The 12415-nt window shown below is 32.7% G+C and carries 17 protein-coding genes; 2 read left to right on the top strand and 15 right to left on the bottom strand.

Features of this window, described 5'->3' with window-relative positions:
• Positions 1–184: 184 nt before the first annotated feature.
• The 15 genes from KA858_RS08615 to KA858_RS08545 form a co-directional block, all read right to left on the bottom strand.
• On the bottom strand, positions 185–805 hold the full coding sequence (locus KA858_RS08615) for a phosphatase PAP2 family protein (RefSeq protein WP_193839344.1): 621 nt from the start codon (positions 803–805) through the stop codon (positions 185–187).
• An 18-nt stretch (positions 806–823) separates the two neighbouring features.
• Complete coding sequence (locus KA858_RS08610) at positions 824–1891, bottom strand: undecaprenyldiphospho-muramoylpentapeptide beta-N-acetylglucosaminyltransferase (RefSeq protein ID WP_210135453.1); 1068 nt, start codon at positions 1889–1891, stop codon at positions 824–826.
• An 18-nt stretch (positions 1892–1909) separates the two neighbouring features.
• Positions 1910–2413: a GNAT family N-acetyltransferase gene (locus KA858_RS08605; protein ID WP_053030854.1), complete on the bottom strand. Its 504-nt coding sequence runs from the start codon at positions 2411–2413 to the stop codon at positions 1910–1912.
• Between the two features lie 18 nt (positions 2414–2431).
• Positions 2432–3904 carry a S41 family peptidase gene (locus KA858_RS08600; RefSeq protein WP_210135452.1) on the bottom strand — a complete coding sequence of 491 codons (1473 nt, stop codon included), beginning with the start codon at positions 3902–3904 and terminating at the stop codon, positions 2432–2434.
• 292 nt (positions 3905–4196) lie between these two features.
• Positions 4197–4418 carry a YozE family protein gene (locus KA858_RS08595; protein ID WP_053030848.1) on the bottom strand — a complete coding sequence of 74 codons (222 nt, stop codon included), beginning with the start codon at positions 4416–4418 and terminating at the stop codon, positions 4197–4199.
• Entirely contained in the window at positions 4418–4918 is a 501-nt protein-coding gene (locus tag KA858_RS08590) for a PTS sugar transporter subunit IIA (RefSeq protein WP_075108490.1), read from the bottom strand. The genes KA858_RS08595 and KA858_RS08590 overlap by 1 nt, the downstream gene beginning before the upstream one ends.
• Positions 4919–4930: 12 nt before the next feature.
• Entirely contained in the window at positions 4931–5359 is a 429-nt protein-coding gene (gene msrB / locus KA858_RS08585; protein WP_053030843.1) for a peptide-methionine (R)-S-oxide reductase MsrB, read from the bottom strand.
• On the bottom strand, positions 5352–5879 hold the full coding sequence (msrA, locus tag KA858_RS08580; RefSeq protein WP_107630269.1) for a peptide-methionine (S)-S-oxide reductase MsrA: 528 nt from the start codon (positions 5877–5879) through the stop codon (positions 5352–5354). The genes msrB and msrA overlap by 8 nt, the downstream gene beginning before the upstream one ends.
• A 122-nt stretch (positions 5880–6001) precedes the next feature.
• Positions 6002–6847: a DegV family protein gene (locus KA858_RS08575; protein ID WP_210135451.1), complete on the bottom strand. Its 846-nt coding sequence runs from the start codon at positions 6845–6847 to the stop codon at positions 6002–6004.
• Between the two features lie 26 nt (positions 6848–6873).
• Positions 6874–7353, bottom strand: a complete 480-nt coding sequence (locus KA858_RS08570) for a dihydrofolate reductase (protein WP_210135450.1) — start codon at positions 7351–7353, stop codon at positions 6874–6876.
• Between the two features lie 52 nt (positions 7354–7405).
• Positions 7406–8362: a thymidylate synthase gene (locus KA858_RS08565; RefSeq protein ID WP_210135449.1), complete on the bottom strand. Its 957-nt coding sequence runs from the start codon at positions 8360–8362 to the stop codon at positions 7406–7408.
• Positions 8363–8545: 183 nt separating this feature from the next.
• On the bottom strand, positions 8546–8980 hold the full coding sequence (gene brxA, locus KA858_RS08560) for a bacilliredoxin BrxA (protein WP_053030826.1): 435 nt from the start codon (positions 8978–8980) through the stop codon (positions 8546–8548).
• Positions 8981–9013: 33 nt separating this feature from the next.
• A complete protein-coding gene (locus KA858_RS08555) occupies positions 9014–10129 on the bottom strand; it encodes a conserved virulence factor C family protein (protein WP_210135448.1) in 1116 nt (371 codons plus the stop codon).
• 24 nt (positions 10130–10153) lie between these two features.
• A complete protein-coding gene (locus tag KA858_RS08550) occupies positions 10154–10405 on the bottom strand; it encodes a NifU N-terminal domain-containing protein (RefSeq protein WP_053030822.1) in 252 nt (83 codons plus the stop codon).
• A 12-nt stretch (positions 10406–10417) separates the two neighbouring features.
• Complete coding sequence (locus tag KA858_RS08545) at positions 10418–10612, bottom strand: zinc-finger domain-containing protein (RefSeq protein WP_075108495.1); 195 nt, start codon at positions 10610–10612, stop codon at positions 10418–10420.
• Between the two features lie 204 nt (positions 10613–10816).
• On the opposite strand from KA858_RS08545, the gene KA858_RS08540 reads away from it, so the two are divergent.
• Positions 10817–11521: a queuosine precursor transporter gene (locus tag KA858_RS08540; RefSeq protein WP_070855625.1), complete on the top strand. Its 705-nt coding sequence runs from the start codon at positions 10817–10819 to the stop codon at positions 11519–11521.
• A gap of 117 nt (positions 11522–11638) precedes the next feature.
• Complete coding sequence (locus KA858_RS08535) at positions 11639–12040, top strand: ribonuclease HI family protein (RefSeq protein WP_210135447.1); 402 nt, start codon at positions 11639–11641, stop codon at positions 12038–12040.
• Positions 12041–12415 lie beyond the last annotated feature (375 nt).

Raw genomic sequence — 12415 nt, 5'->3', positions numbered from 1 at the left:
GGGGCCCCGACTCCCAACTTGCTTTGCTTGTAGAATTTCTTAGTGAAATTCTCTTTGTTGGGGCCCCGCCCGCAAGGGTGACTAGAACTGAGAAAAGCTTGAATTAAGCGCCTTCTCAGTTCAGTCAGCTACTGCGAATTTTCAAAATAGCTTCATTATATTATTTTTTGTCCCAGCCTCTTGTTTAAATGGTTGGATATAAGTGGTTTTTAAGTATTAAAGTTGAAAGGACGATACAGAAAGCACCACCAATTATGCCAGCAATGACATCTGTAGGATAATGCACGCCTAGATATACTCTTGAAATAGAAATAAGAAGAATAAATAGTGCACATAATCCGATAATAATACCTTTATTATTGCCATTTGCTTGTCGATTTGCTATGAACATTGCACTACCAAAGAATGATGTTGAGCCCATAGCATGACCACTAGGAAAACTAAATCCTGATATATCTATTAGTCGCAATAACGTTGGACGCTCACGGTCAAAGATATTTTTTAATAATGGATTTAATATACTAGATAGTGACATGACAATCACGAAGAACAGTGCTTCGATTTTAAAACGTTTTAACATTAAGTAAGCGACAAGCATCAATGAAAGGCATACCATGGCCCATACTTCTCCAATTTTCGTGGCCCCCAAAAGGATTGAGGTAGTGATAAAACTTTCAGATGAATAAATAAATTCATACACTTCTGTATCAATCCATCTACCCAATCTAGACTCATGGAAGGATGCAATGATACCAAATATTAATGTAAAAACGATTAATAAGGTAATACGTTTTGCATGATTCATTGTCTACACCTCCTGAGTTTATAAAGCGTCTTGTAGAATTTTATTAAATAAATCCTCTTTGGTATAACTTTCGTTGTATGTCTCCATTTGTTTCACAATCGATTCTCGATTATGCTCAATATCTTTAAGTTGTTCCAATAATTTAACTTGTGTAAGCTGGTCTTCAGGAATCGTTCTACCATAGCCTTTAGATTCGAAATTCTTTGCGTTATCGATTTGATCCCCACGAGATTGATCAAGTCCTAATGGTATCAATAACATTGGAATACGCAATGTTAAGAACTCATAGATTGCGTTAGATCCTGCACGACTCACGACAGTGTCTGTAATAGCTAGTAAATCCGTTAACGTTTCTTTTACGAATTCATATTGAACATAGCCTTTAGCATCGATACTATCATCTACTAATCCATGTCCAGTTAAATGAATGATTTGATAATCTTGAAGTAAGGCTTCTAAATTTTCACGGATAGCTTGATTTAGTTTTTTACTACCTAAACTACCGCCCATAACAAGTAACACTTTTTTAGAATCATCGAAACCGGTTAATTGATAGCCTCGTGCTTGATTACCCTCTTTTAAGTCTTGGCGAATCGTAGCGCCTACGAAGTCTGCTTTTTCTTTAGGCAAGTACATCAAAGTATCTTCAAACGTAGTATAGATTTTTTTAGCAAATTTTAATGAAATTTTATTAGCTAAACCAGGTGTTAAATCTGATTCATGGATAATCGTTGGTATATTCAATGAGCGTGCTGCTATGACTACAGGAACGGATACAAATCCTCCTTTAGAAAATAGCAAGTCTGGCTTTTCTTTTTTTAATACTTTACGTGCATCAATTATCCCTTTTAAAACTTTGAATACGTCTTTCGCGTTATCGACTGATAAATATCGACGTAATTTACCGCTAGATATTGGATAATATTTAATATTAGGTAACTGTGATTCAATCATTTCACGTTCAATACCTGTTTTAGAACCAATATAAAATGAGTCGTGTCCTTTATCAGTAGCTGTTGGAATTAAACTTAGATTGACCGAAACATGTCCAACAGTACCGCCACCGGTAAATGCTATTTTAGACATAGTAATTAACCTCTATTCTTAAATATTTTTATAATATGCATAGAATGGTGCGCCTCTATCAAATGGATGATAGTCAATTTCTGCTTCACCGACTTTTATGAAACCAAATTTTTCAAATAATCCTTGCGCTGGCTTATTTAAAGCAAACGTGTCTGTTAATATAACATGGATATTATGATCTTCAGCTAACTTTACAGCAAAATCAAATAATGCTGTAGCTGCACCTTTGTATTGTTGTGAGCCAGCAAGTCTATGAATGACATAGGCGCCTTGACGTTCGATTGGCCATTCTAAATCATCATACCATTCTGATTGTTGTTGGTCGACCACGATAAAGCCATAAATTGTGTCATTTTCTTCTAAAACATATAGTGTTTCAGCTTTGATATCCTCTTCAAAATGTTCTGACACTGGGTATTTATCATCCCATTGATTATTATTAAATTCTTTCATTAATGCTTTAGCTTCCTCAACTAATGCCTCTATTTGTGAAATATCTTGTAATTTACCTAACCTAATCATTGTTTTAAAAACACCTCTTTATTTTAGTTTGTTTATTAAATCATCTAATACTTTATCTTCTTTATTAGCTTTTTCAACTAATAATTGTGTGAATTTCTCGTTGGTTTCTTTATCAAATTTACCATTCACTTGTAATTGGTGGTCTGATTGGAATGATTTTATAGCTGTTTCTAATTGCGTATCAAATTGATTTGATTCATCGCCAACGTCATAATCTAATGCGTCTAAGCCAATTTTAATTGATTTTACATATTTGGTGTTATCACCCACAGTATATGTTTTATCAGTAGGAATGACACTGATAGATTGATATTTAGGTGATGCAATTTTAGTATCAGGTTGGATACCTTTACCGTGAATATAATGACCATCAGGTGTTAACCATTTCATTTGAGTATATTTCAATAATGAACCATCTTTGAATTCACGAGTTGTTTGTACTATTCCCTTACCAAATGTTTTTGAACCGTAAACTTTTGCTTTATGGTGGTCTCTCATAGCACCTGTAAAGACTTCAGAAGCACTTGCAGAGCCCTCATTTACTAAAATACTGACTTTCATGTCTTTAGCTTCTTTTGTAGCATCATTCGACGTTTTAATTGATTCAGTATCGTCACCTTTTTCAAGTTTGACAACCGTTTGATTCTTATCAATAAAGATATTTGCCATTTTAACTGCTTCATCAAGTAAACCACCAGGATTATTTCTTAAATCTAATACAATATTGCGCACACCGTCTTTATGTGCTTTTATGATTGCTGACTTGAGTTCTCCAGCAGTATTATCTTGGAATTTATTAATTGTGAAGACACCGATATGGCCTTTTTTCTTATACTCCACGCTTTTTACATGAATTTTTCCACGCTTAATATTAATATCTTTCTCTTGTGAACCACGTTTGATTGTTAATTTGACGGTTGTTCCTTCTTTACCTCGAACTAATTTAACTACTTGGTCTAATGGCTTACCTACAACCGATTTTCCATTCACTTTAGTTACAACATCTTTAGGTTGTATACCGGCTTTTTCGGCAGGTGAATCTTTCATTGGGCTAGTAATCATGATTTGTTTATCTTTTTTCTGCATTTCAGCGCCAATTCCTACAAAGTCACCTGAAACATCCTCATTGAAACTTTTCGTCTCATCTTTAGTCATGTACTCAGAGTATGGATCTTTGAGTTCTTTTACCATGCCATCAATAGCGGCTTCAGATAAATCGCTAGCACTTTGTTTCTTATAATAATCATTATTAAGTGTCTTGTAGGCATACTCGATTTTCTTCATTTCTTGGCGTTCATCTTTATTTAATCCACTTATTTTGTGACTAATACCTATTGTAGCGGTAACTGTTATTCCAGCCGTTAATATTATAATTCCTAATATAAGTAATATGAATTGCCAAGTTTTAAATCGAATTTTCTTATTTGAAGATTTATCAATATCTTGTTTGGCATCAACATGATTGTGTCTCTCCTCAGAATGATGACTCATAAAACCACTTCCTCGTATAACATCGTATGTATTTATATTAATTTCATCTAAAAAGATAATATAAGTATGTCGTTATTTAAACATAAACGCAACTTATTAGAAAACAGATAGCTATTTACACATAAAAATGATAAAGGAGTGGAACAGAATTCGTTGTGAATTCAGAGTTCCACCCCGGCAAGGTTAACTGGAATTAATACCTTGTTTCAAATATACATTTCATTCAGTCAACTAATGCGAATGTACAATGCAAAATATAAAATTATATATACTTGAATTGACTATTTAAAATTTAGAATTTCAGCCATTCTGTATATTCTTCATATAAATCATCAAATACTGACATCGGTAATGTTATATCACTTTGCATTTCGATATAATCAGATAATTGATTGAAATCTTTTTCATGTTTAGGAAAAGATAAATCATTAAATATTTCTTCAGCTAAATCTCCTTTGCTATCTTTACGACCTCTAGCTGTTAGCGCAAATTGATAAAAAGAATGTTCTTTCATTAGCTCATTGTCACATCTACGACTTTTGTTTCACCTTTAATCACTGCTTTAACATCATTAACATGAATTGATTCAGTTTGATCTGAATTTGTAATAATAATTGGTGAAATGACATCTTTCGCATTATTTTTAATATATTCTAAATCAAATTTAAGTAAAGGGTCACCAACTTGTACAGTATCACCGCTACTTACTAAGATTTCGAAGCCTTGCCCATCTAATTGAACTGTATCTAATCCAATATGAACTAAAATTTCTAAACCGTTATCTGCTTTAAGACCAATTGCGTGTTTTGTAGGGAATACATTATCAACTTTACCTTCGATTGGTGAAACTACTTCTCCTTCAGTTGGGTTAATACCAAATCCTTCACCCATCATTTTTTGTGCAAAAACTGGATCTGGGATATCCTCAATATTGATATATTCACCAGTTAATGGTGCATAAATTTCAATTTCTTTATTAACTTCTTTACCTTTACCGAATAATTTTTTAAACATTATTAGTCACTCCTATTTTTCAAAATGTGGAATTAAATCACCGTAGCCTAGCGCTTCTAATTTATCATAAGGGATAAATTGAATTGCTGCTGAATTAATACAATAGCGTAATCCACCACTTTCTTTAGGACCGTCATTAAATACATGTCCTAAGTGGCTATTAGCTTCTTCTGACCTAACTTCAGTTCTAACCATGCCGAATGTTTTATCAACCAGTTCAATGATTTCATCATCATCAAGCGCTTTCGAAAAACTTGGCCAACCACAGTTAGATTCAAACTTTTCTTCAGAAGTAAATAATGGTTTACCTGAAATTTTATCTACATAAATCCCCTTTTCAAAATGATTCCAATATTCATTTTGAAATGGAGGTTCAGTACCATTTTCTTGAGTAACAAGATATTCCATGTCATTTAGTTCATGCTTATCTTTTTTAATCATTTTGAGACCCCCAATGTGTTTCGATGAATGATTTTCTTCCTGATCCACGTTGGTATTGCTCATAGTGTGCAGGATTCTTCTTATAATAATCTTGATGATATGCTTCTGCAGGATAAAAATTCTTATAAGGAAGAATTGGTGTTATAACTGGTTTTTTAAAAATGCCTTCCTCGTTCAGTTGTTGAATTTTAAGTTCTGCTGCTTTCTTTTGTTCATCATCGTGATAAAAGATAGCTGGTTCATAACTTTCGCCTCTATCGAAAAATTGACCACCACCATCTGTTGGGTCAAATGTTTTAAAATACACATCTAAGATATTTTCAAAGGACGTAATGTCAGAATTAAATTGAATTTGCACGGCTTCTCTATGACCAGTTTGATTAGTGCAAACTTGTTCATACGTAGGATTTTCAACATGTCCTCCACTATATCCAGATACGACATCCTCAATTCCTGGATATGATGTAAAGGGTTTAACCATACACCAGAAACATCCTCCAGCTAATGTTGCATATGCCATATTATTACCTCCTCTGTCATTTATTAAATTTACGATATAACTTTGTTAATTTAAAGTAATCTACTCACAACGATACTTTTATTTATTTAATATAAATAGGAAGCAAGTAATAAAATACGTGTTTAGTTTGGTTCACGAACAACAACCAAACCAATTGCACCTTGACCAGTGTGCGTTGATATAACTGGCGTAGTTACATTTACATCATATGTTTGCTGCCCAAATGCTTCGTCAAACTGTGTTTTAAGTTTGTCAACAAAATCAAGTACGTTAGCGTGAGCAACACCAATAGATTTAATTTTATGCTTATCAATAAATTCTGAAATTTCTTTTTTTAAATATTGTATGCTTGAATTTTGTGTACGTGAATTATGCACAATTTCCAAATACCCATCTTCTAATGTACCGATAGGTTTGATTTTCATAATATTACCAATCAACCCTTTAGTCTTACTTATGCGTCCACCTTTGATTAATTGATTTAACTGTCCAATAACAACAAAAAGCTTGATGTTTTTTTGTAGTTCTTTAAGTTTATCAACAATTTCATTTGATGAAAGATTAGTATTTATGAGTTCAACAAGACGTTGAATTTGGTATCCGAGTCCATATGAAATGGATTTAGAATCAATCACGGTTACTTTAGTGTCGACCATATCACTGGCTTGAAGAGCAGTTTGATATGTTCCACTTAGACCTGATGACATATGAATACTAAAAATTTCAACATCTTCTTTACCAAGTTCTTCATATAATTCAATAAATTTACCGATTGGTGGTTGACTTGTTTTAACATCCGCATTTTCTTCAATGCGTTGGATATATGCCTCAGATGAAATGTCAATTTGATCGACAAAAGATTTACCATCAATCGTTAAGCTTAAAGGTACAACGTGGATATTATGTTGATTTAAATAGTCATGTGATAAATCTGATGTAGAATCAGTCACGATAATTTGTTTAGTCATAAGTGCCTCCGGTTAATCAATTTAATTTAATGTTTACGTACTAAGTGTAGAAATGTATGTGGAATTCTGTTTTTATCATCTAGTTCTCCTTCTACAGATGATTCTACTTCCCATTCTTCAAATGTATAAGGTGGGAAGAATGTGTCACCTTGGTGTTTACCATCGACTACCGTAATGTACATATCATCTACTTCATCAATCATTTCTTCAAATAATGATTGGCCGCCAAAGATAAAAATATGACCTTCTAAGTTGTAAATATCGTCAATAGAATGAATCACATCTACACCTTCGACGTTGAAAGATGTATCACTCGTTAATACGACATTTCTTCTGTTAGGAAGCGGTTTACCAATTGACTCAAAGGTTCTTCTTCCCATTACCAATGTATTTCCAGTTGATAGTTTTTTAACGTGTTTGAGGTCATTAGGCAAATGCCATGGTAAATCATTCTTATAGCCTATGACGCGTTGTTGATCGTGTGCAACTAAAATGGATAAAGTCATAATTCCCCTCCGTATCTATAATTTATTTAGATTAAATTAGTACTTTTGTTTATCACACTGCTATAGGTGCTTTAATAGCAGGATGCGCGTTATATCCAACTAACTCCAAATCTTCATAATTGATTTCAAAAATTGAAGCATCAGAATTGATTTTTAGGGTTGGTGGCTCAAAACTATCTCTAGATAATTGTGTTTGAATTGCTTTAATATGATTAGAATAAATATGAGCATCACCAAATGTATGAACAAATTCTCCTACATCTAGATTACATTCTTTTGCTATTAAATGTGTCAATAATGCATAGCTCGCAATATTAAATGGTACACCTAAGAAGATATCTGCACTACGTTGATACAATTGACAACTTAACTTACCATCTTGAACATAGAATTGGAACATCGTATGACATGGTGGCAAGGCCATGCTATCAATTTCTGTAGGATTCCATGCTGAAACAATATGGCGTCGAGAATTTGGATTATGCTTTATTTGATCAATTACTGTTTTAAGTTGATCGAAATGATTGCCTTCTTTATCTACCCAATCTCGCCATTGTTTACCATAAACGTTACCTAAATCTCCGTACTTTTTAGCGAATACATCGTCATTTAATATATGTTGTTTGAATTTAGACATTTCTTCTTTGTATTGTTTATTAAAATCCTCGTCTTGGAGCGCCCTATGTCCAAAATTAGTCATATCAGGTCCGTGGTAATCATTTGATTGTACGTATTTCTCAAATGCCCACTCATTCCAAATATTATTATTATATTTTAATAAATATTGTATATTTGTATCGCCTTTAATAAACCATAGTAATTCAGTAGCTATAAGTTTAAACGATACTTTCTTCGTTGTAAGTAATGGAAAACCTTTGGTCAAATCAAAACGTAATTGATGACCAAACTTAGATATAGTACCTGTATGCGTACGATCATCACGTTGATTGCCAATTTCCAATATTTCTTCACATAGAGCATGGTAGGCTGAATCAAATGAATTTAACATCTTGTTCATCTCCTAGAATTGTTTATATTACTGTTTATTATACTAGATAATACGTACTTATAAAATTAAAATAAAAAAATCCCAAATATAAAATTAACTATTAATTTTATATTTGGGATAGGTAAGTGAATCTTTAATGAATTCGTATTCATTAAAGATTCACTAAAAACTCAAATAGGTTTCTTAACAATTTTCATCAAATGCATCTTTAATATCCATACAGATATCTTGAATGTCTCGGCCTTCAATATGCTCTCTAGGAATAAAATGCTTTAATTCTGTCCCTTTGAATAATGCATATGATGGACTAGAAGGCACTTGTTGGATGTAGTCACGCATTGTTTGTGTTGCTTCTTTGTCTTGACCAGCAAATACTGTGATTTTGTTTGTCGGTTTTTTATCATTTTGTTCAGCTACTGCAACAGCTGCGGGTCTAGCTAAACCAGCAGCACAGCCACATGTAGAGTTAATTACTACAAATGTTGTATCTTCTTCATTAACATTATTCATATAATTTGATACATCTTCACTTGTTTCTAAACTTTTAAAACCATTTTCAGTAAGTTCAGCTCGCATTTGTTGAGCTAATTCTTTCATGTATTGTTCATAAGGATTCATTATTTCCACTCCTATTTTAGTTTTTCTTGAAATTTATGACTTATTGCGATTTGCAATTTGTTTCCATACAGAGCCTAACGCTACATCGCCTTTTTCAATTCTAGAAATTGCCATTTCTATTTGAAGTTTAACTTCATAGGCAGGATCATCGGCGTGTGATTTTAAACTTGGTAACTGTTCTGGCCCACCTTCATCAAATAAAAACATTGCCGCTCTCCAACGGACTATTTTTTGTGGGTCATTTAAAGCTTGTTCCATTTCTGGTAATGCCTCTTTAAACCCTAAATCACTTAAACAATCTCCAGCGGTGCGTCTAACTGCTGGACTTTTATCATGTAAGCCTTTATATAAATATGTAAGGATTTCCTTATCTTCAATCATGCCGATTAATACAATGGCTTGTCGTCTTAATGGTGCCTTTTCTTCTTGTAAGGCTAAGTCTAATAAGTCTATATCTTCGACTGTTGGTGATGGAAATGCTTTAAGCATTCTTAATTTATCTTTCCAATCAGACGCTGCTTTAAATTCGTTAACAGTAACATGATGATACTGTTGTTGTGGTACTACAACATCTGTCTCTAATGCAGTTTGAACGAGCGCGTCTAACCTTTCAGTTGGGTATAGTGCAATAATTTCTTCATAGACTTCATTCATAACGTCATCTAATTCACCATATCTAATACCAAGATCTTCCCACTTACGTAAGAATACAACATTGTCACCGTCTTTTTGTGTCTTTAACATTCTATCAACGAAATGGTTTGGCAATTGTTCGCGACGTTCTTCTGAAGCGGTACTCAATTTAATTTGATAAGGGATGCCTTTAAACATAAGTGCCTCAGCTTTAATTTCACCATAATGTTCATCTGGCTGTTGAGCACTATCAATCGATGATTCGTTATTTAATGTTGAAGTGATTTGAGGTAAGACCACTTCCCAATCAGATTTCGGTTGCTTATCGATAGCTAAGAAGTCCATTACGTAGAAAATAGATTTGACATCATCGATTGCTAATAAATCATTAATAAATTGAGGTTGATGCTCATCTATTTGTGTAAATGTATTAGATTTATTGTCTTCCCTCTTTTCAGACAAGACGATTTTCATTGTATTAGGACTTGGTGTTGGCTCTACTCGTACAATTTCCATAACTACATGTCCCCTTATAATGCTTTATTCAAAAGTAGATTGAATTTGTGGTAGTACATTATTCCAATCTGCATTGGCTTCTTTATCTACAGAAATAAAATCCATAACATAAAATATTGATTTTACCCCGTCAATTTCGAATAAGTTATTTATAAAATCTGGTTGTCCTTCTTGTGCAGAAGTAAATGTATTAGATTTATTATCTTCTCTCTTTTCACTTAAATTAATCTTCATAGTGTTATGATTTGGTGTTTCTTCGATTGAAACGATATGCATAGTCCTTACCTCCTATTGAAGTTCATTTCCTAATTGTTTGATTTGTTTACCAATTGAACACTCGGAAATACAAAAATGATGTGCCTGTGTTTTACCTTCTGTTTTTCTTATATGTGTTTTTAGTAAGCATTTATCACAATAAGTGTTCATTAATTCATCAATTTTATCAATTGCATTTTTTTCGGAATGTGTAAGTATAACCGTCACTCCTTAAGCACAGTATTACTTTATTATAAGCATGGAACAAGTATAACTTAATTTGGAGTTATTTTGAAATAATCGATTTACTAATTGATAAATGATTATGTATGTGATTATGGTTATTGCAATTGCCAATAAATTGCTATAAAATGAATAAGTTGTTTTTGCGGTTTCTAAACACCCGCATCATCAAAATTTAGGAGGATTTTTATGTATAATGAGATTTTTGGTGTAGCATCGTTTCTTGTTACATTTATTTTAATGGTGGTAATGTTCCGATGTTTTGGCAAACAAGGTTTAATTGCCTGGGTTGCAATTGGAACTATTATTGCTAATATTCAAGTAATCAAAACAGTTCATATTTTTGGTATATCTGCTACTTTAGGTAATGTGATGTTTGCGTCAATTTATTTAGCAACAGATATTTTAAATGATATATATGGGCGCAAAGTTGCTAAAAGAGCTGTGTGGTTAGGCTTTTCATCCACGTTGGTCATGATCATTGTGATGCAAATGTCTCTTCATTTTATACCAGCACCTGAGGATATGGCTCAAAAATCACTCTCAACGATTTTTGATTTGGTGCCTAGGATTGCATTAGGTTCAATTATTGCGTATATAATTGGACAACATGTTGATGTATTCATCTTTTCTGCTATTAAGAAAATATTTAGTTCAGATAAGACGTTTATCATTCGTGCATACGGAAGCACAATGTTAAGTTCAATTATTGATACAGCACTGTTCGTAACAATTGCTTTTGCAGGTACTTTACCAAATATGGTTGTATTTGAAATATTTATAACAACGTATTTATTAAAACTAATTTCGACAATTTTCAACGTACCATTTGGTTATGTAGCTAAATCAATGTATCGTAAAGGTCGAATTCATAAATTAGATGAAGGTTATTAAAATTTTTTAAGGGAGTGGAAAAGCGTTCTTAGTGAATTCTTGCCATTCCCTATTTTCATATTTCATACTTTGATAAAATTAAAGTAATTAATTAATTTAAAAAGGTGTAAAATTTATATGGCAAAAATTTACTTTGATGCAGCGACTAAAGGTAATCCTGGGAGAAGTGCCTCTGGAATAGTTATTAAGGAAGAAGATAAAAGATATGTATATTCACATGACTTAGGTGAATTAGATAATCATAGTGCAGAATGGGCAACTCTAATATATGCACTTGAACATGCTCGTGAGCTAAATGTTGTTAATGCGCTATTATATACTGATTCAAAGTTAATAGAAGATAGTGTCAATCAAGGATTCGTAAAGAATGCTAGATTTAAGCCCTATTTTGAAAATTTAGAAATACTTGAACAAAGTTTTGACTTGTTATTTGTTAAATGGATCCCTAGAGAGCAAAATAAAGAAGCTAATCAAATAGCTCAACAAACCCTATTTAAACTAACTAAAAAGAAAAAATAGAATTATTTAATTATAAAACGAGTCTGGGACATCATTCCTAGAGAAACAGCCAGTAAATGAGTTTTAAGAAATTCATTTACTGGCTTCTTTATTTACAATACTTCGTATTGTTGGCTCGCTTGCCCAACGTGCTTTGCTTGTAGAAACTGATTAACTCAGTTTCTCTGTGTTGGGGCCCTTCTTATGCGACAGCTTCAGCCTGTAGTCTTCTAAAGAAATTCTTAGATGAATATTCACTCATTATAGTTGCGACGCTTTCCTGTGGGAAAGGCTCTAAAGTAGTTCTTTGATTTTAATCATTAGAACTACTTACTTAAGTGTGTAAACACTTAAGTTCATCAACCCCAGCTTGCTTTATTTGTAAATTTTCATATT

Origin of the sequence: Staphylococcus sp. GDX8P80P (assembly GCF_017893095.1) — a bacterium.
In the GTDB taxonomy this organism is placed as follows: Bacteria; Bacillota; Bacilli; order Staphylococcales; family Staphylococcaceae; genus Staphylococcus; species Staphylococcus borealis.
This window is presented reverse-complemented; position numbering and strand designations above follow the sequence as displayed.